This window comes from Novosphingobium sp. (assembly GCF_032093395.1).
GTDB lineage: Bacteria > Pseudomonadota > Alphaproteobacteria > Sphingomonadales > Sphingomonadaceae > Novosphingobium.
On the sequence record NZ_DAMDBA010000001.1, the window covers coordinates 119,295 to 144,789 of the forward strand.

Annotated in this window: 21 protein-coding genes; 5 read left to right on the top strand and 16 right to left on the bottom strand. The window is 65.0% G+C overall.

Features of this window, described 5'->3' with window-relative positions; genetic code table 11:
- Positions 1 to 3: 3 nt before the first annotated feature.
- From RT424_RS00460 to RT424_RS00490, 7 genes are all read right to left on the bottom strand, one after another.
- Positions 4 to 828, bottom strand: coding sequence for an urea amidolyase associated protein UAAP1 (locus tag RT424_RS00460; RefSeq protein WP_313433660.1), 825 nt, complete (start codon positions 826 to 828; stop codon positions 4 to 6).
- Positions 825 to 1,304: a CopG family ribbon-helix-helix protein gene (locus RT424_RS00465; RefSeq protein ID WP_086492145.1), complete on the bottom strand. Its 480-nt coding sequence runs from the start codon at positions 1,302 to 1,304 to the stop codon at positions 825 to 827. The genes RT424_RS00460 and RT424_RS00465 overlap by 4 nt, the downstream gene beginning before the upstream one ends.
- Positions 1,305 to 1,317: 13 nt before the next feature.
- Positions 1,318 to 2,100 (bottom strand): ATP-binding cassette domain-containing protein, encoded by a 783-nt coding sequence (locus RT424_RS00470; protein ID WP_313433664.1) that lies wholly within the window; start codon positions 2,098 to 2,100, stop codon positions 1,318 to 1,320.
- The gene (locus tag RT424_RS00475; protein WP_313433666.1) at positions 2,097 to 2,912 is read right to left on the bottom strand and encodes an ABC transporter permease; all 816 of its coding nucleotides are present in this window, start codon (positions 2,910 to 2,912) and stop codon (positions 2,097 to 2,099) included. Before RT424_RS00475 ends, RT424_RS00470 begins: the two co-directional genes overlap by 4 nt.
- Positions 2,913 to 3,009: 97 nt before the next feature.
- Entirely contained in the window at positions 3,010 to 4,086 is a 1,077-nt protein-coding gene (locus tag RT424_RS00480) for a putative urea ABC transporter substrate-binding protein (protein ID WP_313433667.1), read from the bottom strand.
- Positions 4,087 to 4,219: 133 nt separating this feature from the next.
- Positions 4,220 to 4,684, bottom strand: coding sequence for a CopG family ribbon-helix-helix protein (locus RT424_RS00485; protein WP_409521407.1), 465 nt, complete (start codon positions 4,682 to 4,684; stop codon positions 4,220 to 4,222).
- A gap of 32 nt (positions 4,685 to 4,716) precedes the next feature.
- Positions 4,717 to 4,872, bottom strand: coding sequence for a hypothetical protein (locus RT424_RS00490; protein WP_313433669.1), 156 nt, complete (start codon positions 4,870 to 4,872; stop codon positions 4,717 to 4,719).
- A 75-nt stretch (positions 4,873 to 4,947) separates the two neighbouring features.
- Between RT424_RS00490 and RT424_RS00495 the strand changes: the two genes are divergently transcribed.
- The 4 genes from RT424_RS00495 to RT424_RS00510 all read left to right on the top strand — a co-directional run bounded on the left by RT424_RS00495 (position 4,948) and on the right by RT424_RS00510 (position 10,913).
- Entirely contained in the window at positions 4,948 to 6,030 is a 1,083-nt protein-coding gene (locus RT424_RS00495) for an MBL fold metallo-hydrolase (protein WP_313433670.1), read from the top strand.
- A 26-nt stretch (positions 6,031 to 6,056) separates the two neighbouring features.
- Complete coding sequence (locus RT424_RS00500; protein WP_313433671.1) at positions 6,057 to 7,070, top strand: MBL fold metallo-hydrolase; 1,014 nt, start codon at positions 6,057 to 6,059, stop codon at positions 7,068 to 7,070.
- Positions 7,071 to 7,344: 274 nt separating this feature from the next.
- Complete coding sequence (locus tag RT424_RS00505; protein WP_313433672.1) at positions 7,345 to 8,328, top strand: sterol desaturase family protein; 984 nt, start codon at positions 7,345 to 7,347, stop codon at positions 8,326 to 8,328.
- A gap of 176 nt (positions 8,329 to 8,504) precedes the next feature.
- Positions 8,505 to 10,913 (top strand): TonB-dependent receptor, encoded by a 2,409-nt coding sequence (locus tag RT424_RS00510; protein ID WP_313433674.1) that lies wholly within the window; start codon positions 8,505 to 8,507, stop codon positions 10,911 to 10,913.
- Positions 10,914 to 11,008: 95 nt separating this feature from the next.
- Here the strand turns inward: RT424_RS00510 and RT424_RS00515 are convergent, their stop codons facing one another.
- From RT424_RS00515 to RT424_RS00535, 5 genes are all read right to left on the bottom strand, one after another.
- Positions 11,009 to 12,592, bottom strand: coding sequence for a tetratricopeptide repeat-containing sulfotransferase family protein (locus tag RT424_RS00515; RefSeq protein ID WP_313433676.1), 1,584 nt, complete (start codon positions 12,590 to 12,592; stop codon positions 11,009 to 11,011).
- A gap of 101 nt (positions 12,593 to 12,693) precedes the next feature.
- A complete protein-coding gene (locus RT424_RS00520) occupies positions 12,694 to 13,491 on the bottom strand; it encodes a MetQ/NlpA family ABC transporter substrate-binding protein (RefSeq protein ID WP_313433677.1) in 798 nt (265 codons plus the stop codon).
- Positions 13,492 to 13,499: 8 nt separating this feature from the next.
- Positions 13,500 to 14,165: a methionine ABC transporter permease gene (locus tag RT424_RS00525; protein WP_313433679.1), complete on the bottom strand. Its 666-nt coding sequence runs from the start codon at positions 14,163 to 14,165 to the stop codon at positions 13,500 to 13,502.
- On the bottom strand, positions 14,162 to 15,133 hold the full coding sequence (locus RT424_RS00530; RefSeq protein ID WP_313433681.1) for an ATP-binding cassette domain-containing protein: 972 nt from the start codon (positions 15,131 to 15,133) through the stop codon (positions 14,162 to 14,164). Before RT424_RS00530 ends, RT424_RS00525 begins: the two co-directional genes overlap by 4 nt.
- A gap of 275 nt (positions 15,134 to 15,408) precedes the next feature.
- On the bottom strand, positions 15,409 to 16,332 hold the full coding sequence (locus RT424_RS00535) for a LysR substrate-binding domain-containing protein (RefSeq protein WP_313433682.1): 924 nt from the start codon (positions 16,330 to 16,332) through the stop codon (positions 15,409 to 15,411).
- 63 nt (positions 16,333 to 16,395) lie between these two features.
- Between RT424_RS00535 and RT424_RS00540 the strand changes: the two genes are divergently transcribed.
- Positions 16,396 to 17,508, top strand: a complete 1,113-nt coding sequence (locus RT424_RS00540; protein WP_313433684.1) for a DNA topoisomerase IB — start codon at positions 16,396 to 16,398, stop codon at positions 17,506 to 17,508.
- Positions 17,509 to 17,556: 48 nt separating this feature from the next.
- Here RT424_RS00540 and RT424_RS00545 read toward each other — a convergent pair whose 3' ends face one another.
- From RT424_RS00545 to RT424_RS00560, 4 genes are all read right to left on the bottom strand, one after another.
- On the bottom strand, positions 17,557 to 19,338 hold the full coding sequence (locus RT424_RS00545) for a M14 family metallopeptidase (RefSeq protein WP_313433685.1): 1,782 nt from the start codon (positions 19,336 to 19,338) through the stop codon (positions 17,557 to 17,559).
- An 18-nt stretch (positions 19,339 to 19,356) separates the two neighbouring features.
- Positions 19,357 to 21,543: a TonB-dependent siderophore receptor gene (locus RT424_RS00550; protein ID WP_313433712.1), complete on the bottom strand. Its 2,187-nt coding sequence runs from the start codon at positions 21,541 to 21,543 to the stop codon at positions 19,357 to 19,359.
- 118 nt (positions 21,544 to 21,661) lie between these two features.
- Entirely contained in the window at positions 21,662 to 22,897 is a 1,236-nt protein-coding gene (locus tag RT424_RS00555; RefSeq protein ID WP_313433686.1) for an MFS transporter, read from the bottom strand.
- A 177-nt stretch (positions 22,898 to 23,074) separates the two neighbouring features.
- Positions 23,075 to 25,318: a TonB-dependent siderophore receptor gene (locus RT424_RS00560; protein ID WP_313433687.1), complete on the bottom strand. Its 2,244-nt coding sequence runs from the start codon at positions 25,316 to 25,318 to the stop codon at positions 23,075 to 23,077.
- Between the last annotated feature and the right edge of the window lie 177 nt (positions 25,319 to 25,495).

Genomic DNA, 25,495 nt, shown 5'->3' on the forward strand with positions numbered 1-25,495 from the left:
CTTTCAGCGGCGGAAGTAGTCTTCGACATTGGTGAAGGCGCGCAGGCCTTCGGGCGTGGCGCCCCGGACGGGATCGTCCTCAGCAGTCACCGGTCCCCGCCAGGCCGTGGCGCGCAGCGGCGTGACGCTCCATTCCGCGCGCGGGTCGAGGACGTGGGGGACATTGGCGATCACCACGATCACGTCCATTTCCGCGCGCAGGACCACGCTGCGGCCGGGTGCGAAGGGGCCGACTTCGGGCGTGATCGTGCCGTCGGCCTCGATCTTCGCGCCCTTGAACAGGTTCACGCAAGGGTGAACGTCGCGGCGGCCGAGGCCATGCTTGGCGGCACCGAGGAGGAACCTGTCGCGCCCGCTGGGAAAGGCACCGCTATTGCGGCCTTCGCCGTACTTCGCGGCGTTGGTTGCGGGGTTGGACGTGCCGCAGAACGTGTCATGCGTACCGGCATCGTCAGCGAGAATACTGAACAGCACCCGGCCCATGTCGGACAGGAGCAGTTTTCCCGCGCCCAGATAGGCGTTCCACTGGACCTTTACCGTATCGGCTACGTTGAGCCGCTCGTTCGGCAGCTCGGCATTGAAGACCAGCAGCGAGGCGCATGCATCGCCGTGCAGGTCGATCAGGCGCAGGCGCGAACCGCGCGACAGCCGCCGCGTGGCATAGCCGCCTGCGGCGATCGTCTCTTCCCACACGAGGTCGGCAGGGGACACATCGCCGGGCAGATCGTCCGCCACCGGGGGCAGCACCGGCATGCTCTCGACAACGGTGCCGCCCTGGGCCCGCGCATGGTCCCGCGCGGCAAGCGGATCGGCCAGGGTCTGGGTCATGAATGCGCTCCGATGCTGGTAATGTCTTCGCCGCTGGGGTCGTAGAGCGGCGGCAGAAGGGCGGTGGTGGTGACGAGCTCTAGCTGCTGCACCCCGCGCACCCGGCGAATGGCGTCGCAGAGTTCCTTCAGTCTTGCTGCCGGACCCTGCACGAGAAGAACTTCAAGCGACTGATCGTCCTCCAGCACGACATGCTGCGAGGAGATCACTTCCTTCAAATAACCGGCCTGCGTCTGCGAAAGCTGGTGCCGCACCCGGCCGCGCTCGCTGCGGTAGACCAGGGTTATGGTCCCGGCGAACATCTCCTCCGGGTGCATGAGCGATCCGTGTTCCGTCAGCGCGTGGCGGATCAATTCGGCAATGAGCTGGGAGCGGGAAGGCAGGCCGCGTTCCGCCACCATCAGGTCAAGCTGTCTGAAGAGATCTGCCGGGAGGCTCATGCTGAGCCGCGCCAGGCCGGTGGAATCGGAGCCCATGCCCACTCTCTTTTCAGTTATTACTATTTACGTCAATCGTAATAATTCCGGCTTCGTCGATTTCCTCTTCGGGCCGATCGCGCATCGGCAGGTCGTAGACCACCGTGGCGCCGAAACGGTGCGGCGCGTGCGGGTCGTGACGGCGCTTGTCGAGCGCAAGGACGCGGGTTCCGAGCGTAAAGGCCTCGCGGATATCGTGCGTCACCATGACGATGGTCAGCGCCCGCTCGCGCCAGAGGCTGCGGATCAGCTTGTGCATGTCGGCGCGGATGCCGGGGTCGAGCGCGCCGAACGGCTCGTCCAGCAGGAGGATGCGCGGCCGTTTCACCAGCGCCTGCGCAATCGCCAGACGCTGCTGCATGCCGCCCGACATCTGCGCGGGATAGAGGTCGAGACTGTGCCCCAGGCCCACGGCCGTCAGCATTTCCCTCGCCTCCTCCTCGGCGGCACGGCGGGCACTGCCGAACAGGCGGCCGAACACAGGCGCCTTCTCGCACTCCATGCCCAGGATCGTGTTGCGCAGCGCGGTAAGATGCGGGAACACCGAATAGCGCTGGAAAACGACGCCCCGATCGGGGCCGCATTCGGGCTTCAGGGGCACGCCGTCCATCAGGATCGCGCCCTGGCTCGGCCCTTCCTGCCCCAGGATCAGGCGCAGGAAACTGCTCTTGCCCGCGCCCGAGGGGCCGACGATGGAAACGAAGGAGCCTTCCTCGATTTCGAGGTTCAGCTTCTCGATGATGATCCGGTCGCCATATTCGACCCAGACATCGCGAAAGCTCAGCAAAGTGCTCAATGGCTTTCTCCATGGGCCCAGGGAAACAGCCGGCGGCTGAGGAAAGTGAGCGCCAGGTCCATCAGGATGGCCAGAAGCGCGATCCAGGCGACATAGGGCAGGATCACGTCCATCGAGAGATAGCGGCGGACCAGGAAGATGCGGTAGCCGAGGCCCACGTCCGATGCGATCGCCTCGGCCGAGATCAGGAAGACCCAGGCCGGGCCCAGCGCCAGGCGGATGGCATGGAGCAGGCGCGGCATGGCCTGCGGCAGGGCGACGCGGATCATGACCTGCCAGCTGTTGGCGCCGAGGGTCAGCGCCTTGATGATCTGCTCGCGCGGCAAGGCGCCGACATGAGCGGCGATATCGCGGATCATGACCGGCGCGATGCCCACCACGATCAGCGCGACTTTGGCGGTCTCGCCAAGGCCAAGCGCAATGAACAGGATCGGCAGGAGCGCGATCGGCGGGATGACGGCAATGCCGGTGACCAGCGGGCCGAACGTGGCCCGCACCGGCGGCAGTACGCCCAGCGCCAGCCCTACCGTGAGTGCCATGAGTGTGGAAATGCCCAGACCGATGCCGAGGCGCTGGAGGCTGGCCAGGGTATCGGCCCAGAACACCAGTTGCCCGGTAAGCTGGTCCGGCACGAACAGCAGCGCAGACATGCTTTGCGCCATGGCGCCGGGAAGCGGCAGGATCTTGTCCGCCGGGTTCATCGCATGGCGGTTCGCCGCCACGACGATGTAGATCAGCAGCAACAGCAGGATCGGCACTGCGCCGAGGAGCACTCGCCCCCCTCGCCCGACCTGACGATTCACCCAGCGCATTGTCATGGTCCTGTTTTGATTATTGCACTTCGAGCCGCTCGATGACCCGGTGGAGCCCGTTCGAAAATGCCCGGGACGGGCACTTTCGAACACCCCCTCAAAGCTTGCCGTCGGCCGCCATCTTCATGAAGCTGTCGTCGAAGCGCAGCGTCACACGCTGTGCGTCGCCCAGCGTCTTGCCACCGGGGAAGGACATGCCCACCGCGTCGGCCGAAGTCGCGCCCTTGAACAGCCCCTTGGAGAAACTGAAATCGCGCACCCGCGTCATCGTCGTGACGAGAGCCGGAGCGTCGGCAGCGGCCACGGCGGCCTTCGGATCGGAATAGAGGAAAGTGGTGCTGAGCTGGCTGTCGAAGGATTCGGGCGTCGCGCCTGCCAGCTTGGCCATGGCCGCGCGGGCCGCCTTGCCCTCTGCGTCCTGGCGGACCATCAGCGCCGTCGTCTCGTACCAGATACCCGCCAGCGCCTTGCCGAGGTTCGGATTGGCCTTGAGCGTGGCGGTATCGACGCAGAGCAGATCAAGAATTTCGCCCGGAATGTCGGCGGAGCTGAAGACGAGCTTCGCGCCCGGCTGCGCCTTCATCGCATTGAGCTGCGGGTTCCACGCCACAGCAACCTTGACGTCCGGGCTGGCGAAGGCGCCGACGATATCGGCATCCCCGGTATTGACCGTTTTAACGTCCTTGAGCTGAAGACCCGCAGAATTGAGTCCGCGTGCAAGCACGTAGTGCGAAACCGAAAGCTCGACGAGGTTGACCGACTGCCCCTTGATCGTCTTGAGGTCGCCGCCCTTCATCAGGATGCCGTCGTTGCCGTTCGAATAGTCGCCGACGATGATCGCGCTGGTATCCTTGCCGCCCGCAGCAGGGATCGTCAGCGCGTCCATGTTCGCCACGGTCACGCCGTCAAGCTTGCCCGCCGTGTACTGGTTGACCGATTCGACGTAGTCGTTGACCTGGACGATATTGATCTTGAGCCCGTACTTGTCGGCCCACTTCTTCACGATACCGGCCTGCTGGGCATAGGGCCAGGGCATCCAGCCCGCATAGATCGACCATCCGATATTGAATTCCGTGCGCTTGGTCGCTTCGCTCGGTCCCTGCGAGCAGGCGGCGGTGGCAAGCAACCCGGCCATCAGCGTGGCTCTGGCAATGCTGCGGATCGATACGATCATGACTCGGTCCCCTTTCGCAATGCAGCATTGCCGCATTCGAAGACGTTGTCCATCCCAAAATATTACAGTTTTTAATTTTCGTAATACCCTGTGCAGCCGGTTTATCCGGCCGTCGGTTCCATCGGTGGGGATTTCAGGCGAGGGCTTCGCTTGCCGCCTTGCGCGGACGCCGCGCGGGACGCTTGGCCGCGCCTTTGTCATGCAGCGGCGGGAGCAGCGCGGTGGTAGTGACCAGCTCAAGCTGATGCACACCGCGGATCGCGCGCAGGGCGTCGCACAATTCCTTGAGGCGCGCGGCCGGACCCTGCACCAGCAGCACTTCCAGCGACTGGTCGTCCTCCAGGAAGACATGCTGCGAAGAGATCACTTCCTTCAGGTATTCCGCCTGGCTTTGCGCCAGTTGCTGGCGCACCCGCCCGCGATCGCCGCGATAGACCAGGGTGATCGTACCCGCCAGCATCTCCTCCGGCCGGGTCAGCGCCTCATGCTCGGCCAGGGCGTGGCGAATCAGTTCCGCGATCAGTTGCGAACGCGAAGGCAAGCCGCGCTCCTCCACCATCATGTCGAGCTGGCGGAACAGGTCGGCGGGCAAGCTCATGCTGAGCCGAGCGAGATTGGCGGCGTCGCTGCTCACGCGGCATCCCTTTCGGCCGGGACAACAATCGGGGTCACAATCGTGCGATACATCGGCTCCATGACTACCGGCCGCCGCGCGATCCGTCCAGAGCGCGCCGCCCAGGCCATGCCGAACGAAGAGCGCCCATAAACGCTATCGATGAGGGCCATCGATTTATTACCATTGCGCCGAAACGTATTATCGATACCGTTGTCGCCATGGTGCGGGCAGTTCGGGGACCATCCGTGGCGCAAGATTCAACAAGCAGTCCTACGCCTGCGGTACAGCCGCCGGCGCGACCCACGTATCCCAACGGCAACATCGCGCTGGGATACAACCTTCCCGGCGTGCGCCATACCGATAGCGTGGTTCCGCTTCATCGCTCGCAGCCGGTCGTCCATGACTATGCCTGCGACGGACCGGCTCCGGGAAGCCTCTCGTTCCGCTGGACCTACGGCTCGAATGTCGCGGCGAAGAACCGCGATCCGCGCGTCCAGGTGGTGCAATACAACGAAGACACCTTCGTGCTGCGCCAGAACGTCTGCGTCCATTGGGAAGCGCCGTTCACCTACCTGCTGTTCGGCAATTCCGGGGCATTGCTGATCGATACCGGCGCCACGGCGAATGCGCGGCATTATCCGCTGCGCGAGACCGTCGATGCCATCATCTCCCGCTGGTGCCAGGCGCGCGGGCGTGCTTCGCTGCCGCTCACGGTCGCGCTGACATCGGGAGAAGATACCGCGCAGAACCAGGGCCTGGTGCAGTTCGCCGGGCGTCCCGAAACCACGATCGTCCCGAAGCCGCTCGCAGCGATGAAGCAATTCTACGGTCTCGGCGGCACATGGCCCTCGGGCACGGGCCGCATCGACCTGGGCAACCGCGTGATTGAGGTGATACCCACGCCCGGCACGCACAAGGACGGCGTCAGCTTCTACGATCCGTACTGCGATCTCCTCTTCACCGGCGATCTCCTGTTTCCCGGCAAGATCAACATCGGCAACGACCGCGATTTCCTGGCCTCGCTGGAGCGCCTCAAGACCTTCGCCGCCACCAAACCGATCAAATGGCTACTCGGCGGACATGTCGAGATGATGTTCGTTCCGGGCCGCTATTACCCGCGCTTCGCCACCTACAAACCCTATGAGCGGGTGCTGGAAATGACGCCCGACCTCATCGACGAGGCGATCGTCCATGCGCGCGCGGTGCAGGGCAAGGACATGATGCTGATCAGGCCCGACTTCGCGCTGTTCAACGGCGTCAGCCCCGACCAGAGAACCAAGGTCTGGCCCGAAGGCGTGCCCAGGATCGACGCGCCCCACCCGTTCTGACCTTTTCGAACATCAGGAACTCCATGATGGATCGCCGCACGTTCCTTGCCCACAATGCCGCCATCGCCGCCGTTCCGCTGACCGGAGCCGCGCTTACGGCAACCGCGACATCCGTCTCGGCCGCAACCCGGCCCGCGCCGATCGATTTCCGCAGCGATCTTCCCGCGAAGGGCACGTTCCCGAAGCGATGGATCTGCGGATCGTCGTCCTGCATGGACAATACCGACCCGCCCGTGCAGGTGCACTGGTACGACCCGCATACGGCGATCCTGCGCCAGAACAAGGCCTATAGCTACGAGGCGCCCTTCGCCCCGCTCTATTTCGGCAACGACCGGGTGCTATTGCTCGACGAAGGCTACGTTCAACTGCGAAACGACTGCGACTACCGCGCTGTCGTGGACCAATGCATCGAGGAATGGTGCCGCCGCAACCGTCGCGATCCCGCGAGCCTGGAGCTTCTGGTCGCGTTCAGCCACCTTCATGCCGACCACTACGCGGCCACCAACCAGTTCGCGGACCGCCCGAACACCCGCTGCATGGGATTGACGCACGAGGAAATGGTCGGATTCTGGGGCATGAGGAACTACCCGGAGGAACGGATCACGCTCGATCTGGGCGGCCGGGAGATCCTGATCTGGGGCTCTCCCGGCCATGTCGTTTCCGAATTCGCCTATTACGACAGCTACACGCAGATTCTCTACACCGGCGACATGTTCTACCGCGGCCGGTGCTACATCAGCTTCTGGCAACCGTGGTTCGACAGCATGAAGCGACTGATCCAGTTCTGCGATACCCATCCGGTGACGCACGTGATGGGTTGCCATGTGGAGATCAGCACGGACGGGCAGGACTACGCCTATGGCATGACCTGGCAGCCGGACGAGGCACCGGTCGAGATGACCGTCCAGCAGTTGCGAGAGGCCTATGCCCATGCACAGAAGATCACCGAACCGGGCATTTACTTCACCGGAACCGTGTTTCTCTGCAACCAGACGCGTGGAACGACGACGATCGACCGCAATCCCTATCGCTACGATTGACCGGCGGTGGCGAATCGGTTGCTTGCTCTGATCGCAAATCCGGCGCTTGAGACCGATAACGCTGCGGCAGCGACACTTGCCGGCCAACCAGCAACCGGCAGATTTCCGGCCTTTACATGCGATTGCCGCCGAAACCGCATCAAAGCGAATTAATACTCTTGACGCGAAATGTAATATCCATACCGTGTATCAAGTCGCCTGGCAGAGCGACGGAAATCCGGGAGAGAGCAACTGTAGCAACAGGCCGGTCCACTGGCCTGGAGGGGGGTTTTCGATGGAACAACTGCCAATCTCCTGTACGGTTCTCTCGGGCGTCGATCCGCAGGACGGCGCGTCGCATAACGGACATTCGCTTCCTCGCCGAACCGGCAAGTCCGTGAAGCAGACGCTCTTCGACCTGATTCCGGCCGTCTATGTCCTCGCCATCGTCGCGTTCTGGGGTCTGGCGCCGAAGGGACTGATCGAAGCGCCGTGGACGCTGATCGCCGTGGCCTCGCTGATCACCCTGAGCGTGTTGGGGCTGGAACGTATCAACGAGCGCCACGCAGGCTGGCGCATGAACCGGCGCGAGTTCTTCACCGATCTCTTTTACGTGGTGCTCGGCGCAACGGCGATAGCCTGGGCCTCGACGACGCTGGCCGAAGAGCCGCTGAAGGCACTCAAGGCCTCGATCGGCATCTCCACGGAATGGGCGATGCACCTGCCGTTCCTGGTGCAAGTCGCGATGGTGATCTTCATCATCGAGTTCGGCCAGTACTGGATGCATCGCCTGATGCACAATTTCACGCCTTTCTGGCTGACGCACGCGCCGCACCATCACATCACCCAGCTCAACGCCGCGAAGGGCTACGTCGGCAATCCGATCGAACTGTTCCTGATCAGCCTCAGCGTTCTGGCGCTGTTCGACCTGCCCCTCGCGGCGGTCTTCTGCGGGATCAACGTGCTGGGTGCGGTTTCCACGTTCGCCCATGCGAACGTCCGCGCCGATCCGCCCGGCTTCTATTCGCTGATCTTCACCACGATCCGCCATCACAGCCTGCATCATTCCACGGACTACGAGAGCACGCGCTGCAACTATGCCAATTCGCTGATCCTCCTGGACCGCCTGTTCGGAACCTATCGCGCGGGCGAGGCCAGCGTGGTCGGTCAGGACGATCTGAGGCGACTGTCGATCCGGGAGCAGTTCCTCTTCCCCTTCCAGCCCGCGATTGCGGCCTGGAAGGGGAAGAGAGCCGGAAATTCGGCCACGGCAAATTGAGCCGGACGGCCTGACGCAAACGATCCGAGCCGCCGCCAGGCAGTATCGGAAACCAGAGACGCACCGGCGCAACATCCGCGAAGATGGCCGGCCGTCATAACGACAAGCGGCATCCGACAGCTCCGGCGCAGGCAGGCCGGGCCACGGAGAGCCTCGAACCAAGGACAGGGAAGCACATGACACATCGCGCGAAAATGAGGGCAGCCCTGCTGTCCGCGACGATCATAACCGGCACTGTGGGCGCCATGCCCGCGCTGGCGCAGGACGCGGCGGAAACGGTGGATACCGGGGACGCCATCGTCGTCACCGGCACCCGCCGCGCCACCACGATCATGGATACGCCGATCAATATTTCCGCCATGGGTGCCGAGGAACTGAAACGGCAGCGCGTGGACGACGTGCGCGATCTGGCCGATTTCACGCCGGGCCTCACGATCTCCGACACGGGGCCGGGATCGACCGGATCGATCGTGCTGCGCGGCCTCAACGCTTCGGATGTGGCTTCCGGCGGGTCGAACTACGATGACTCGCTGGGCATCTACCTGGGCGAAGTTCCACTCTATTACGACTTCAAGCTGCTGGACATCGCCCGCGTCGAAACCCTGCTGGGGCCGCAGGGCACGCTCTATGGCCTGGGCACGCTGGCCGGCGCGATCCGCTACATTCCGAACCGCCCGAACGTGGACGCCTGGGAAGCCGAAGGTCACGGCCGCCTCTACGCCAAGGGCCACTCCGACAACTTCGGTTACCAGGCGGACGGGATGATCAACATTCCGCTGGTTCGCGATCACGTCGCCTTCCGTTCCGCCACCGGCTACTACTACGATCCCGGCTTCATCGACTATCCGCTCCTGCTCCAGACGCCGGGCGTTTCACTGCCCCAGCCCGGCGGCACCGACGGCGTCACCCGCGAGGAATTCGCCGCGAACCTCCGGCGCAGCAAGGACTTGAACTTCGAGCGCACCTTCACCACGCGCAACCAGCTGCTGCTCCAGACCAGCGAAGACCTGAAGGCGATCTTCACTTACGCCTTCCAGCGCACCAAGACCGAAGGCGCCCAGTCCAACAGCGCGGGCGTGATGGGCACCGGCAAGTACCAGAACGCCAGCCGCTACGAAGAACCGGTAAACCGCCGCGCGCACCTTGCCAGCATGGAGCTGAATGCCAACATTGCCGACATCGTCGACCTGGTATCGACCACCGCCTACACCAACGTGCGGACGCGCTCGCAGGCCGACAACACCGACCTGCTGCTCGATCTCGACTACGACTACGAGCTGTTCCCGGCATTTTCGAGCTGGAACGAGAGCGACGGCCGCCGCAAGCAGTTCAACCAGGAAATCCGCCTGGTCTCACGCCACGGCGGTCCGTTCAACTGGGTCCTGGGCGGCTTCTACAACCGTCAGAAGTATCACAACGACTATGCCGAACACACCCCAGGTCTGTCCGACTTCTACGGCATCACCGGCAATCCCGACGATCTCGAATATGTGAGCTATACCAAGTCGAAGATCACCGAGAAGGCGATCTTCGGTGAAGGCACGCTGAAGATCACGCCGGAATGGCAGGTGACGGGCGGCGCGCGATACTTCAAGTATACCTCCGATGTCGCCGGTGCCCTGGTGCTGCCGCTGCTGGGCGATCCGCTCAGCCCCTATGACGTCGATGCCGCGGGCGGCGAGGCGAAGAAGGACGGCTGGGTATGGAAGCTCAACACTTCCTACAACTTCACGCCGGACCTCATGGTCTATGCCACTTACAGCAGGGGTTATCGCATCGGCGGCCCGAACCGCGTCGCCCCCTGCCCCGATCCCGTCCCCGCCGACCAGCAGAACGCCTGCGCGCTGCCGAACGAGGTCCAGTACGGTCCCGACAAGACGAAGAATGCCGAAATCGGCATGCGCATGCAGTTGTTCGACCGCAAGCTGTCGTTCAACTTCGACGTCTTCCATATCAAATGGGACGGCATCCAGGTGGATTCCGCTACGTACTACGGCGTTACCGGGATCACGGTGAACGGCGGTTCGGCCAAGTCCCAGGGCTTCGAAACCTCGTTCCAGTTCCGGCCGGTACCCGCGCTGGCGATTCAGGGCAGCTATTCCTACACCGATGCCAAGCTGACCGAGGACGTGCCCGGCATCATCACCATCCGTACGACGCCGAACAACTACGATGGACGCCCGAAATTCACCCAGCTCGATGCCCTGTCAGGCGATCGCCTGCCCGGATCGGCCAAGAATTCCGGCAGCCTCGGGGCAACTTACACCGTTCCCGTTGGCGAGGGCATCGTCAGCGCCAACTGGACGGCGACCTATCGCGGCAACGTCGTCTCCCGCATCGGCTGGGACCGCGGCTATGGCGACAAGATCCCCGGCTACGTCCTGCACCGGGCAACCCTGTCGTACGAGACCGACAAGTACACCGTAAGTCTCTTCGCCAACAACATCTTCGACAAGTACGCCGTCGTCTCGGTGGGCCAGGATCGCTCGCGCATCGGCGTCAACGACGGTGTCGTTTCGCGCTACTATCGCCAGACGGTGCTGAATCCGCGCACGGTGGGTGTGGAAGCGCGTATCAAGTACTGATACCCGCAGGACACCGAGTACGGCAGGGGTCGTCACCCGAAAGGGCGGCGGCCCCTGCCGCTTTTCAGGGCGTATGGGCTGGATCCCCACACGCCCTATTCGGTGGCGATGCCCCGTTCCTCCAGCCAACGTCGCGCCGGTTCCAGCGCTGCCGCATAGGCGCGCCACTTGCCGATCCCATCGCTGTTGATAGGCCGACGCACTTGCGCCGCGCTGGGCGTGGCCACGGCGGCCCGGTTTTCATGGAACGCGAGGCAGACCGGATCCCACTCCAGCCCGCAATGCGCCAGCAGTCGGCGCGTCTGCCCTTCCTGATCCGCAACCAGCCCTTCGTAGGAGAGTTGCAGCACCGCGCCGGGTCGATATTTCTCCCACAAGGCCATCAACCGGTCGAAGCGCGCGTAGTAGCGGGCCGTGTCCATGAGGTCGTAGGAATAGGCGTAATAGGCCGACTGGCTGGCAAACAGGTTCTTGTAGTTGCTCCAGATCGTGTCGAGCGGATTGCGGCGCAGGCACACCACGCGGGCATGGGGCAGCGCGCGCAGGATATGGCCGATGTAGAGGAAGTTGGCCGGAAGCTTGTCCGTAAACCGGGGTTTGCCCTGGCGGCAATGCACCCTCGCCTGCGCGAGGTAGGCCTCGCCCAGCGCCGCCGGATCGAGCGTATTGCCGGCGGCCATGGTTTCGGGATCGAGAACCCGGCGCGACGGCGTTCCCGCAAGTTTCTTCACGGCCAGCGGCATCGCCTGCAACTCGCCCGCCGCTTCCACCTGCGGGTGAGAGGACAGGATGCGGTCCACCAGCGTGGTGCCGGTACGCGGCATGCCGACAATGAAAATCGGCGCTTCGTCGCTGCCTGAACCGATCGGCCTGCCGGCCTCCGCCTGAAGCGGTCCTTCGCCGAACAACGCTTCGATCGCATCGAATATCGCGCTGTCCTGCGCGAAGTCGTAGCCAAGCGCCGCCTTCTGCGCATCGTTGGCGGTGGAAAGATGGTGCAGCGAATCGGTCGTTCTGCCGAGATCCTCCAGTTCCTTTGCGAGCGCATAGCGCAGCCGCAGCGCATCGCCCGGGCTGCGGGCCGATCCCAGCGCCGTTTCCAGACGCTCGATGTGATTGGCCTCTGCCGACTGACGCGACAGGATCGCCAGCGCATAGTGCACCCGCGCATTGCCGGGATCGCGCGCGAGGATCGTCTCGTAATGCACGCGCGCCTGCGCGACCTTGCCGGTAAACGCGCTCGCGGCCGCAAGATTGTAGCGGTATTCCCCGTTGTCCGGCTCGCCCGCAACCGCCTGCTCGAACGGGGCGAGCGATCCCCCGTGATCTCCCAGCCGTACCAGAACGCAACCGATCGTGTCGAAGGTAAGCGGATCGCGTGGCCCCGCCGCCATGGCCCGGCGCGCGGTAACCGCCGCCTCGCCGTCGCGCCGGGCCAGCACCAGCAGCTTCGCCAGCTGCGCCAGATGCTCGGCATCGCCCCCCCGTTCGGCGGCGGCTTCGATCAGGGAAATCGCTTTCCCGACATGCCCCCCTTCGGCCAAAGCCATGCCCAGCAGAAAGTAGCCCTCGCCGCGATCCGGAGCGTGTTCGACCAGCCGCTTCGCCGCAGCCGCCGCGCCGGCCAGATCGCCGCCCGCCAGCGCTTGCCGCGCGTCCTGCTCCGCGCGAGAAGCCAATCCGTCAGCCGGAGAGGAGCGCATTTTCAAACCCGATCACATTGCCCCCGCATTCGACAACCATGATCTTGTTGCCGATCGGCGGAAAAGAGGCAAATCCTTCAGAAAGCCGGCACCACGGCGCCGGCATACTTGCGCGCGATGAAGTCCTTCACCTCGGGGCTGCGCAAGGCGGCGATCAGCTTTTCCACGCGCGGGTCTTTCCGCGCCTTTTCGGTGCCGACCACGAAGTTCACGTAAGGGCTGTCCTTACCCTCGATCAGCAGCGCGTCCTTGTTGGGATTGAGCCCCGCGTCGAGCGCATAGTTCGTGTTGATCATCGCCATGTCCACCTCACCCAGCACGCGCGGCAGGGTGGCCGCCTCGATCTCGCGGAACTTGAGGTTCTTGCGGTTCTGCACGACATCCTGCGGCGTGGCCGTCATGCTCCCCGGATCCTTGAGCGTGATCAGCCCGGCGTGGGCCAGGAGCTGGAGCGCCCGGCCGCTGTTGCTCGGCTCGTTGGGAATGGCCACGGTGGCGCCGTTCGGCAGTTCGTCGATCTTCTTCCACTTGCGCGAATAGGCGCCGAACGGCTCGATGTGAATGCCCGCGAGAGGCACCAGATTCGTGCCTTTCGCCTTGTTGAACTCTTCCAGGTAGGGGCCCGTCTCGAAGTAGTTCACGTCGATCCTGCCCTCGGACACCTGCACGTTCGGCTGCACGTAGTCGTTGAACACCCGCACATCGAGCTTGAGGCCCTGCTTGGCGAGAGCAGGCTTCACGAACTCCAGGATCTCGGCATGGGGCACCGCCGTTGCGGCGACCGTCAGCACGTTGGGATCGCCGGCACTGCCCGACTTGCCGCAACCGGCAAGGATCAGCGTGGCCATGGCGGCGAGGAGCAGGCGTCGTTGCATCGGAAATCCTATTTGCGTGTGAAGTGCCGGACCAGACGGTCTCCGGCCACTTGGAGAAGCTGAACCATGGCGAGCAGGAGCACTACGGTTACCAGCATGACATCGGTCTGGAAACGCTGATATCCGAAACGGATCGCGAGATCGCCCAGCCCGCCCGCGCCGACCGCTCCCGCCATGGCGGTGAACGAGATCAGCGTGATGGCGGTCACCGTGGTGGCGGCGATGATGCCGGGCAGGGCTTCCGGCAGGAGCGCCCGGAACACCAGGTCGCGCGTGGTTGCGCCCATGGACTGGACGGCCTCCACCGTATTGCGATCCACTTCGCGCAACGCCGTTTCCACCAGTCGCGCAAAGAACGGTGCCGCCGCGATCACCAGCGGCGGGATCGCGCCGGCGACGCCCAGCGAAGTGCCCACCAGGATCACGGTCAAGGGTATCATCACGATCAGCAGGATGATGAAGGGCAGCGAGCGCACGAGATTGACGAGCAGCGCTAGCACGCCGTTCCCCAGCCGGTTGGCCCAGGGCTGCCCCGCCCCGGTCAGGAACAGCAGCACGCCCAGCGGCAGGCCGAGCAGGATCGTCAGGGCCAGCGAGCCGCCCAGCATCGCCAGGGTATCGAGACAGGCCTGGGCGATCTCGCTCCAGTCCACATTACTGAAAAAGCCGCTCATTCGACCTCGCCCTCCCGGCGCAGCGCCGCGATGGCACGATCCGTGTCGCCTCCGAGCAGCCCCAGGGTAAGCCTGCCGAAACTGGTGTTCTTCAACCGGCCGATCCGGCCGTCGAGGATGATGAAATCGGTGCCGGTATCCCGCGCGATGCGGGTCAGCACCGGGTCCAGCACCGCCTGCCCGTGCAGGGTGAGCCTGACGATCGGCCCGTCGAATCCGGAAGGCTGCGCATGTTCGGTCGTCTCGTCGATCAGCGCCCGCGTTTCACTGGCACGGGGACGAAGGAACACGTCCGCGACGCTGCCGGTCTCCACGACGCGGCCCGCGTGCAGCACCACCACCCTGTCGCAGACCTGGCGGACGACTTCCATCTCGTGGGTGATCAGGACGATCGTCAAGCCCAGTTCGCGGTTGAGGTCGGCTATGAGGTCGAGGATGTTGCGCGTCGTTTCGGGGTCGAGTGCGCTGGTCGCCTCATCGCAGAGGAGGATTTCCGGATCGGTGGCCAAGGCGCGGGCAATGCCCACCCGCTGCTTCTGGCCGCCCGAAAGCTGCGCGGGATATTTGGCGCCATGGTCGGACAGGCCCACGCGGTCGAGCAGGGCCGGCACTTTCGCCGCGATTTCGCTGCGCGAGGCACCGCCGATCCGCAGCGGCAGCGCCACGTTGTCGAACACCGTGCGCGACCAGAGCAGGCCGAAGTTCTGGAAGATCATGCCCACGCGCGAACGCAGGGAGCGCAGGCCCTCGGCGGACAGGGCAGCGACATCGGTACCGTCGATCAGCACGCGCCCCGTGGTGGGCCGCTCCAATCCGTTCAGCAACCGGACGAGCGTGGACTTCCCGGCGCCCGAACGGCCGATGATGCCGAACACTTCACCACGTGCGATTTCCAGATCGACGCCGGTCAGGGCCGCATGGGCACCGCCGAACTCCTTGCCTACGCCTTCGAGGCTGATCATGCTCATACCTTGCTCTCGCGCCGAACCGGCGCGTCAAAAACTCGTGATGCCCGTTACCACCGGGCCCTGTCGATGCAATCCCGAGCCTCCTTCAACATTCTCCAGCATTTTGCTAGACAAAACGAAGCACGGCACCCTAGGGGCATTTTAGAGCGGCACCGGCCCCCCGTAGTCCTCAGGCGCCCCCACCCTACCACCCGCAGGATACTACCGTTGGGTGGTAGGGTGGGGGCGCGGGCCGGTGCCGCGAAATTCGCGTTCCGCGAATTTTCAAACATCTCCTAGCGCAACCTTTCGCTCAGGAAATCCACGAAGACCCGCACCCGCGCCGGCATGTTCGCGCCGCCCGCGAAAACGGCGTGGACCAGTTCCACGTCGCCGGGATTGTAGTCCTCCAGCACCGGAACGAGGCGCCCCGACGCGATCTCCTCCACCACGCTGAACCGGCCGACACGGGTGATGCCCACCCCGTCCGCCGCAAGCTGGCCCAGGGTTTCGCCGTTGTTCGCCTCGATCGTGCCGCGCACGCTCAGCGCGTAGTCGCGCCCGTCGCGGCGGAACGGCCAGACCGGCTCGGCGCGGCGGAAGTTGAAGTTCAGGCAATTGTGTTCGAGCAGGTCCTCCGGCACCAGCGGCGTGCCGTGCCGCGCAAGATAGTTGGGCGCGGCCACGATCACGCGGCGGTTTTCGCTCAACTTGCGCGCGGTGAGCGAACTGTCCGCCAATGGGCCAAAGCGGATCGCGACATCCGCCTCGCCCGCCGCCACGTCTACCAGCCGGTCGCTCACGCCGATATCCACCAGGATATGCGGGTAGCGCCGGCCGAACTCGCCTAGCAGCGGAATGATGGCCAGGCGGCCATGGGCGTGCGACACGCTGATGCGCAAGCGGCCACGCGGGGTTCCGCGATCGGCGATGGCCTGCTCGGCCTCATCGAGATCGGCCAGAATCCGCCGCGCGGCGCCGAGATAGGCCTGTCCCTCGGCCGTCAGCGACAGCGCACGCGTCGTGCGAAGCAGCAGGCGAACGCCCAGCCGGGCCTCGATCCGGTCCACCGTGCGGCTGACCGCCGAAGGCGTGAGCCCCAGCAATCGCCCGGCCGCGGAAAAGCTGCCCTCCGCCGCGACCGTGGAGAACACCTCCAGCGACCGCGCCCGGTCGGCGCCGGGCGGCGCCTTTGCATCCGATTCAAAAATCCTTCGCATGAGAGCTGCCTACCGCGCCGGGACGGCATGGGAAACCCTTCTCGGCCCGCGCGTTTAGGGCGCATGAGCAGAACTCCGAAAACGGAAGACCAGAACCCGGCCATTCCCGATATCGTCGATCCCAGCGACGCCGCGCAAAGTGTCGGCCTGGTCTATGTCAACGATCAGGAGCCCGGCATCACGCGGCGCAAGAGCGGCAAGGGGTGGTCCTACCGCAAGCCCGACGGAAAGCGGATCAGCGACAAGGCCGAGATCGATCGTATCCGGCGCATCGGCATTCCTCCGGCCTATACCGATGTCTGGATCTGCCCCGATGGGAACGGCCATATCCAGGCCACCGGCCGCGACGCGCGCGGTCGCAAGCAGTATCGCTACCACACCCGCTTCCGCGAAGTGCGCGACAGCACCAAGTATGAACACATGCTGGAGTTCGCCAAGGCGCTGCCGGCGATACGCGAGAGGATCGATGCCGACTTGAGACGGCGCGGCCTTCCCCGTGAAAAGGTGCTGGCCACGATCGTGCGGCTGCTGGAAACCACCATGATCCGCGTCGGCAATGCCGATTACGCGAAGCAGAACAAGAGCTACGGCCTGACCACGCTCAACGACAGGCACGTGAAGATCGCAGGCAACGAATTGCGGTTCCGCTTCAAGGGCAAGAGCGGCAAGCAATGGAACCTCAGCCTGGCCGACCGCCGCGTCGCCAGGATCGTCAAGCAGAGCCAGGAACTGCCGGGGCAGCACTTGTTCCAGTACCTCGACGAGGAGGGAACGCAGCGCGAGGTGACGTCCACCGACGTCAACGCCTATTTGCGCGAGATCAGCGAGAGCGACGTAAGCGCAAAGGACTTCCGCACCTGGACGGGCACGGTGCTGGCCGCCCTTGCCCTTGCGGAGTTCGAGAAGTTCGACAGCGAGGCCGCCGCCAAGCGTAATGTGCGCACCGCGATCGAGCAGGTGGCGTCGCGGCTGGGCAATACGCCCGCCATATGCCGCCGCTGCTACATCCACCCCGAGGTGATCGACAGCTACATGGAAGAGGCGCTGGTGCTGGAGATCGAGCAGGAAGTGGAGCGCGAACTGCGCGAGGATATCGGCGATCTGCGCCCGGAAGAAGCGCTGGTCCTGGCCTTCCTGCAAAGACGCCTGGATGGCAAGCAGAGCGGCAGGGCCTGACCGGCCGGCACACTTGAGGGAGCGCGAAGCCTCGCGCTCCCCCGAAGCTCAAAGCTCCCGTTTGACCGGATAGACCCCGGCGAACGCATCGCGATGCGGCAGGCGTTCGCTCAGCCACGCCGTTCTCGCGTTCGGATCGGCGGCGAAGCCTGGCTCCGCGGCCAGTTTCCTGTCGAACTCCTCGCGCAGGGGCGCATTTGCCGCCAGCAGGGCGTCGAGGATCGGGGCGATGACGAAATCCTCGGTGCCCGCAGGCGCGGACAGCACTTCGGGGAACAGGCCCCAGGCCAGGAAGCTGTCCTGGCTCTCCGGTTCCAGCAGCGCTGCCGCCAGCAGGCCGAGAGGCTGGTCCGAAACCACGCGCACGGTGCCTGCCGGAACCGTCGCCTCGCTCCGCTCATGCTCGAAGCGGGCTTCCAGCGGGATTCGGCCGTCGTGCTGCCGGGCCAGCTTCGTCTCGTGAAGCCGCACGGTATCGACCGAGAGCGTGCGCGCGGCTTCCAGCGTCTCCATGCGGATGCCGTGAAGACGCAGCTTCTCGATCACCTCGCGATAGGCGGGCGGCACCAGCCAGGCCTTGGGCAAGCGCACGGATTCGACCGGATCCTGGCCGATGATCGGCATGCGGAACGTGATCGGTCGCCCGGTCCAGCGCTGCTCCATCCGGCCGGTGGCGGCTGAGCGGTACGTCTCGAAAGCCACGCCCTTGAATTGGTCCACCCAGCCGATCGGCGCTGGCGACGGCTTCCAGCGGGTGAGCAGTTGCGCCGGACGCTCCGCCCGGTCTGCCGCCTTGGCTGCGGCGATGCGGCCGGCATCCTGCGCCGCCAGCTTCAGGGCCGCTTCCAGCAGGACGTAAGTGCCGAGAACGCGCTGGCGGTAGGGCTTGAGCATGTGGTTTTCGACCAGCACGGTCGGCACGCCGATGAAATCGCCGTAGCCCGTCGAGTAGCGCGGGCCTTCGGGAGCGTAGCGGATGCCCTTCTCCGGCGCGCGCGTATCGATCGGGCTGGGATAGACGATCGGCTCATGCCCAGCCTTGGTCAGCGCCGCCTGCGCGGCTGGGCCGAAGCGCTGCTCCAGCCAGCTCGCGGTGGCGCGGTGCCGGGCGTACTTGCCCCAGCCGGCGTAAGTGTACGTGATGTCGTACTGCATGTCGAAGCCGCCGCTGACGTGGCAGTCTATATAGAGCACCGGATCGAGCCGTTGCAGCAAGCCCACCATCGCGCGAATTTCGGGCGTGTCGAGCTTGGAAAAGTCGCGATTGAGGTTGATGTTCCTGGCGTTGCCCTCAGTGCCCTTGTCCTCGGGGCCGCGAACATGCAGGAAATTCCACGGGCTCGCGCGCTCGTGGCCGTCCACGTTGAGCACCGGCACGAAGACCAGGTCCACCCTGTCCAGCAGATCGTCTTTGCCGCGCAAGGCGATGTCGCGCAGCAGCATAAGTCCGGCATCCTTGCCGTCGATCTCGCCGGAATGGATGCCCGCCTGCACCAGCACGACGGGGCGAGCCGCGCCCGCACCCTTGCTGGCGCGGACCAACAGCAGGTCACGGCCCTCCTCGCTCTTGCCGAACGTCTCAACGGTGATGAGCGGCGATGCCTCGGCCAGCTTGCGAAGCCAGGCGCCCACCTCGTCGTAGCCCGGCGTGGTGCGAAAACCGGCGGCTTCGGCGGGGGTGATCCAGGGATCGCCGGCCGGAACCACCAGCTTCTCGCTGGCACCCGACCATGGCAGCGCGGGCGGCAGCACGGCCGGGGGCGGGGCGGCGGCGGCGACCAGCATGGCAGCGGCGACCAACAGCGGGGCGGCGGTGGAGAGCGGTTTCATCGGATTGTCCTGCAAGGGTCAGAAGTGTGCGCGAAGGCCGACCGTAGCGGTGCGCGGGGCGCCGGGCTGCACCCACAGCGGGGAATAGCTGTTGGCATACCAATGCGCGTCGAACAGGTTGGTGACGGAGCCGAACAGTTCGACGTTGTCGATCAGGTCCAGCTTGCCGAACACCCGGAACAGCGTGTGCGCGGGAAGCGTGAAAGTCGAACCCGTCTCGCCCCGGCGCTTGCCCACATATTGCATGCCCGCACCGATCTGCGCCTCGCGATCGCCGATCGCAAAGGTCCGGGCGGCCTGCATGTTGAGGTTGTGACGGGGAATGTTCACTAGCGGATCGCCCGGCCTGACCTGGAACGAAGTGTTGGGATCGACCATGGTCGACCGCGCTTCGGCATCGACATAGGCATAGCTCACCAGCAGGTCCACGCCGCCCGGCAGACGCCCGGAAAGGTCGAACTCCACGCCCCGGCTGCGCGCCTTGCCGATGGCCAGCGAATAGCCCGGCGCATCGGGATCGGTGGCGAGGACGTTCGATTTCGTCAGCTGGAACGCGGCCAGCGTGCCGTTGAGCGCCCCGCCGAGCAGCGTCAGTTTCAGCCCCGCCTCCACGGACTCGCTCGATTCCGGATCGAAGATCGTGCCGCTCACGTCCGTGCCCACATTGGCGCGGAACCCTTGCCCATAGGCGGCGTAGGCCGTCAGCGGATCGCTCAGCTTGTAGACCACCCCGGCCTGCGGGCTGAACCGGCTGCGGGTGCGGCGGCTGTCCACGCCGCTCAGGCGATTTTCGGTTTCCAGCCGCACCCGATCGTAGCGGCCTCCCACACGGACTTGCAGCCGGTCCGTGATCTCGATCTGGTCCTGCACGTAGACGCCCGTGGCGCGCTGGCGATCGACGCGGTCCGTCATCACCGCCACGTCCGGCAGCGGGAACCGGCCGTAGACGGGATCGTGGATGTCAATCACGTTGCCCTGTTGCTCCGTCGGCGCGGTGCTCAGCGCCGGCGGGCGGAAGCGGCGGAAGACCTGATCGTAAGTGAATTCGTCATAGTCCGCGCCGATCAGGACGCGATGCCGCAGCGAGCCGGTTTCGAATTCACCGGCCAGCTCCGCGCGGATGACGGTGTGGTCCGCATCGTAACGGCGGGAGCGGCGCTGGCGCGATAGCGAACGCCCATCGCGGTAGAGCGCTTGGCGCGACGCGGCCGTTTCGGCGTCCGAAGAGAAGCCCGTGAGCAGGGTGTGCCGCGTGCTTGCGCCGACCAGCAGGCTCCAGCGATCGTTGAAATCGTGCTGGAGGCGCAGCTGGTGCCCGGTGGCGCGCGCAACCGTGTCGCCATCGCCCGGCTCGCCCAGGAAGCGCGAACGCGGCACCGTTTTGAAATTGCCATCGAGCACCACGATGCCGCGATCGAAGGGCACTTCCACGCGGGTCTTCTCGAAATCGTAGGTCAGCCGGGTGTCCGGCCCAAGCGCCAGACCGACCGAGGGCAGGAAGCCCCAGCGCGTCTGGTGGACGTGGTCGCGGAAGGTGTCGCCATCCTCGGCATAGCCGATCAGGCGCGCGGTGAGCCCGCCGGTGACGGCGAGGTTGAGGTCCGCCTCTCCCCGTACGCGGTCGAAGCTGCCATACTGCACGGAGGCTGTGCCGAACGTGCGGCCGAGTTCGGCCTGCTTGGTCACGAGGTTGATGGTTCCGCCCGGCTCCCCGCGCCCGATCAGTGCCGCCGCTGGGCCTTTCAGCACTTCGACCCGCTCGATCCCGGCGGCGTCGCGCTGTCCGCCGAAGCCGCGCCCACCGTTGAAGCCGTTGACGAGATAGCCGCTCGGCATGTTCTCGTCCCCGGTGAACCCGCGGATCGCGAAGGCATCCCACAGCCCGCCCAGCGTGTTCTGCCGCACCACCGAGGCATTAAGATCAAGGGCATCGGTCAGTCGCTGGATGCCGTTCTGCTCCAGCGTGGCGGCAGAGATTTCGGCGATCGACTGGGGAATTTCAGAGATCGCGAAGTCCCCGCGATAGGCCTGTCGCACGCCGGTGACGGTGATCGCCCCGTTGCTTTCCTCACGTTCGCCGCGCTCTTCGCCTTCTGCCGCTTCGGCCCGGTCCGCGCCCTCGGCCAATGCCGGGCACGGGGCCAGTGCGATAGCGACAGGCAGGGTTCCGGCCAGAAACCGGTTTTCCTTGGCGAAGCGAAACATCATGATCCCCACGGTAAGACGGCCGGACAAAAGCGCCGGCTGGTCGATGCGGGGGCGCTTGTGTCAGCCCCGACGCTGCGCGTCAATGATATGTTGCATCATAACAATAACCTCCCGGTCATGCGTGGATCTGCCTCGGCGTGACCCGGATCGAAGGCGTCCACAGCAGGGCAAGCAGTGCCAGCGCCGCGAAAGTCCAGAAAATCGCGGTGTACGATCCGGTAAGATCGTAGATCAGGCCGAAGAGCGGCGGCGTCAGCAGCATGGCGACGAGGATGGCGCCGGACAGCAAGCCCATGGCGCGTCCCACCGCCCTCTGCCCGAACACGCGGGGGGCGAGATAGCTTTCGATCGGGATCATCAAACCGCCGAACAGTCCGGCCAGAACCACGCCGAGGACCATCGCCGGGTAGCCGGTTCCCGCCTGCGTGAGGCAGGCCATGCCGGCGGCGAAACCGCTCAGCGAGGCGAACATCAGCACGCGCGGACCGAGCCGGTCTGCCAGCGCCGCGAAATTGAGTTTCGCCACGAAGCCGCTGGCCGCATAGATCGGGATGAGCAGCGCCGCCCAGCGCGCCTGCACGCCGGCGTCCGTTGCCAGCGGAGCCAGGTTCGTGACCATGCCCTTGAGCCCCGCCGTGACGATCGCCACCGTCACCACGATCAGCCAGAATGCGGGATCTCCTAAAAGAGCGCGCGCGCTGACCGGGGGACCGGCGCTTGCCGTGGACGCCTCTTCGGGCTCCTCGCTCCCGCCGTCCGCATGAAGCCCCCGGTCGGCAGGGCGATCGATGAGCAGCAAGGCGGTGGGCATCGTCCAGACCATCAGGATCAGCCCCAGGTAGCGCAAGGCCCAGCGCCAGTCCGCGTTCGCTTCCAGCAGACCCTGGAGGATGAAGGGGAAGATGAAGCCCCCCGCCGATATTCCGGTAATGGCAAGACCGATCGCCCTGCCCCGCCGCTGCGCGAACCACCGCGAAAGATGTACCGTCATCAGCAATGGCCCCAGCAGCACGTTGGCCGGCGCGATCAGCAGGCCGTAGACCGCCAGCACTTGCGGAAACGTTCCCGCGAACGAGATGGCGATATAGCCGGAGCCCAGCAGGAACCCTCCGGCAAGCACCACCCGCCGCAGCGGAACCCGGTCCATCATCGACCCGAACAATGGCGACAGCAACGCCGAAACCCCGGACAGCACGGTCATCGCCAGCATCAGCACCATGCGGCTGGGCTGGAATGTCGTGGCGAGCGGTATGGCGACGATGGAGTAGGTGGAGGCGATCATGCTCGTGGCGGCAAGGAGCATGAAGCAGACCGCCACCTGGCGCCAGCCCGGCGCGAAACCATCGGTCATCCTTGTCCTCCCGCCTGCCGATATCCCGGCCCATGCGGGCCGGTTCGATCTTTCCCGGCGATGCTACAGGAAATCGTCGCGATGCGGGGACTGTGAAGCGCCTCCCTCGGATTCATCGCTGAAGTGATGGCAGTGCGGCTGGGCGGACCTTCGCAAGGGCCCGCCCAGCCGCCTCACTCAGAACTTGCCGCGCAGCGAGACGAGGACGTTGCGGGGCTCCCCGTAGAAGTTGCCGTAGCCCGGATAGCCGATCGTGACGTAATAGGTCTTGTCGAACACATTGTTGAGATTGGCGCTGATCGAGAACCGATCGCTCACCTCGTATTCGGCGCGCAGCGACCAGATCGCATAGCCCGGCGTCTTGAACTGATACTGGTAGAACGGACCGTCGTAGAGGCCCGTTGCCGGATTCAGCTCCTGGACCCACCCCGAACGGAAGTTGCTGCTCTGCGCCGTAACGCCGCCGCCGACGCTAAGACCCTTGAGCGCACCGTCGCGGAAGGCATAGTCCGTGAACAGCTTGAACAGGTGCTTCGGGGTGATTTCGGCGAACGAGGCGTCGCTCTCGCGCTTGTTCTCGTTCTCGTTGTAGGTGTAGCCCAGCGACAACTGCCAGCCCGGCAGGATCTCGCCGTTGATCTCGGCCTCGAAGCCCTGGCTCTTGAGATTGCCGTCGCGGATATAGCAGCAGTTGTCGGTCGATCCGCCCGGAGGACTGCTGGGATCGGTCGCCGAAGCGCCCTTCTTGCGAACGCGGTAGACCGCAAGCGAGCCGGTGAGCTTGCCTTCCAGCAGTTCCCCCTTGATGCCCGCCTCGTAGTTGGTCCCCGTCACCGGTCCAAGCGGCGTGCCGGGACGCGGCCCGGACAGGCGATTGGCCTGCGACTGGTAGATCTGGGTATAACTGGCATAGAGGCTCAGCGCCTTCGTCAAGTCTGCCACCGCAGCGACATAGGGCACGAACCTGGTCTTCTGGTCGGTGACCGAGGTGACGAGCCCGGTGCCCAGGTTGCTGCCGACCGTACGGTCCTTGAGGACCAGGCGGCCGCCGCCGATCAGCGACAGTGCCGCAACCGGGCGAATGCGCAGCGATCCGTAAAGGCCAAGGCGCTCCACATCGGTGCGGCCCTGATAATCCCATACCGGCGGATAGGCGATTTCCGGCGGGTATTCGGGATCGAAGACATCGCCCGGCCCGTAATAGGTCCAGAGACTGCGGCCGTCGGTCTTGTTGCGCGTGTAGTCCATGCCCAGCACCACGTCGTGCTTCTGGCCGAACGCCTGGAAGCTGCCGGTGGTGTTGAAGTCCAGCAGAACCTCGCGAACCTTGCCGCCGGACTGGTAGTACCACCAGTCGGTCCCCGACTGATCCACGGGATCGACGGCATTTTCCATCTCGGCGGCGTTGGTGCGGTCGTTCGATCGGCTGTAGTTGGCATTGAGCCTGACCGTCCAGGCATTGCCGATCGCCTGCTCGATGCGGCCGTAGGCCACGTCGACGTCGCGCCTGATCCAGTTCCACGGCGTGCCCATGTTCACGCTGCGCGGAAAGCCCACATCCTCGCCGTTGCGATAGCGGGGGAAACTGACGTTGAAGCCGTCATGCCGGTCATACTGGTGGGTGTAGCCGGCCACCAGCAGCGTATCGGGCGCCGGGTTGTATTCGATCGACCCATGCGCCAGCCAGCGGTCGTCCGACTTGAGGTCCTGGAAGCCTTCGCGCATGTCGTAGACGCCGACAACGCGGGCGCGAAGGCTGCCATCGCTGGTGAGCGCGCCGGTGATGTCCCCTTCGACGCGGGCATGGTTCCAGCTGCCGAACGTCATGGCCGCGCGGACCTGCGGCTCGGCCAGGGCGCGCTTGCGATTGAAATTGATGACGCCGCCGGCCTCGCCCGCGCCGAACAGTCCGTCCGCGCCCCGGATCAGGGCGATCGAATCGAAGATCGCGGTGTCGAGATCGCCGGTCACGCTGGAAGTCTGGCTGGTCGCCCCACCGTCGAAACGCATGTTGGTGATCGTGAGACCGCGCGAGGTATAGGCGGAATTGAGCCAGTTGCGGTCGATCGTCACGCCGGTCATCTGCTGCATCACGTCCTCGACGGTAAGCAGGTTCTGATCCTCGATGCGGGCGCGGGTGAGCACGGTGACCGACTGCGGAATTTCGCGCAGCGACTGGGCGGCCTTGCCGACGATGGTGGCGCGCGGCGCATAGCCGTCGCTTCCTTCGGTCAAGGTAGGGTCGCTATCGGCGCGCTGCCCCGTTACCGTGATGCTGCCGTCGCCCGCGCCGGGATCTTCGGCGGTGATGTGGCTTTGTGCCGCTGCAATCTGGCTCCATGCACAGCTCGCGGCCAGCATGACCAAGGCGCGCGCGACACGTCGCGGCACGCGGCCGCGTTCGGAATTTTCCACCCTCATGTCTATTCCCTCATCGTCCGTATCGAGCGGCGAAAGAGCCCTGACGCTTCGCCCTCGATGCTGGCCGCCACCTAATGCAAATGCAACGAAGTCGCAATAGCAATAGACGAGAAATGAAGTAGCTATAATGTGCTTGCCCGACGCGCAGGGCAGCCTGTCGCGCTCGGCATCGTATTC

Bases quoted from the DNA above. Each gene is read 5' to 3' on its own strand.
- RT424_RS00460 (WP_313433660.1), bottom strand. From the start codon at position 828: ATGACCCAGACCCTGGCCGATCCGCTTGCCGCGCGGGACCATGCGCGG.
- RT424_RS00530 (WP_313433681.1), bottom strand. From the start codon at position 15,133: ATGAGCATGATCAGCCTCGAAGGCGTAGGCAAGGAGTTCGGCGGTGCC.
- RT424_RS00490 (WP_313433669.1), bottom strand. From the start codon at position 4,872: ATGGCCCTCATCGATAGCGTTTATGGGCGCTCTTCGTTCGGCATGGCC.
- RT424_RS00520 (WP_313433677.1), bottom strand. From the start codon at position 13,491: ATGCAACGACGCCTGCTCCTCGCCGCCATGGCCACGCTGATCCTTGCC.
- RT424_RS00485 (WP_409521407.1), bottom strand. From the start codon at position 4,684: ATGAGCTTGCCCGCCGACCTGTTCCGCCAGCTCGACATGATGGTGGAG.
- RT424_RS00540 (WP_313433684.1), top strand. From the start codon at position 16,396: ATGAGCAGAACTCCGAAAACGGAAGACCAGAACCCGGCCATTCCCGAT.
- RT424_RS00465 (WP_086492145.1), bottom strand. From the start codon at position 1,304: ATGGGCTCCGATTCCACCGGCCTGGCGCGGCTCAGCATGAGCCTCCCG.
- RT424_RS00550 (WP_313433712.1), bottom strand. From the start codon at position 21,543: ATGTTTCGCTTCGCCAAGGAAAACCGGTTTCTGGCCGGAACCCTGCCT.
- RT424_RS00475 (WP_313433666.1), bottom strand. From the start codon at position 2,912: ATGCGCTGGGTGAATCGTCAGGTCGGGCGAGGGGGGCGAGTGCTCCTC.
- RT424_RS00555 (WP_313433686.1), bottom strand. From the start codon at position 22,897: ATGACCGATGGTTTCGCGCCGGGCTGGCGCCAGGTGGCGGTCTGCTTC.
- RT424_RS00510 (WP_313433674.1), top strand. From the start codon at position 8,505: ATGACACATCGCGCGAAAATGAGGGCAGCCCTGCTGTCCGCGACGATC.
- RT424_RS00500 (WP_313433671.1), top strand. From the start codon at position 6,057: ATGGATCGCCGCACGTTCCTTGCCCACAATGCCGCCATCGCCGCCGTT.
- RT424_RS00525 (WP_313433679.1), bottom strand. From the start codon at position 14,165: ATGAGCGGCTTTTTCAGTAATGTGGACTGGAGCGAGATCGCCCAGGCC.
- RT424_RS00560 (WP_313433687.1), bottom strand. From the start codon at position 25,318: ATGAGGGTGGAAAATTCCGAACGCGGCCGCGTGCCGCGACGTGTCGCG.
- RT424_RS00480 (WP_313433667.1), bottom strand. From the start codon at position 4,086: ATGATCGTATCGATCCGCAGCATTGCCAGAGCCACGCTGATGGCCGGG.
- RT424_RS00505 (WP_313433672.1), top strand. From the start codon at position 7,345: ATGGAACAACTGCCAATCTCCTGTACGGTTCTCTCGGGCGTCGATCCG.
- RT424_RS00545 (WP_313433685.1), bottom strand. From the start codon at position 19,338: ATGAAACCGCTCTCCACCGCCGCCCCGCTGTTGGTCGCCGCTGCCATG.
- RT424_RS00535 (WP_313433682.1), bottom strand. From the start codon at position 16,332: ATGCGAAGGATTTTTGAATCGGATGCAAAGGCGCCGCCCGGCGCCGAC.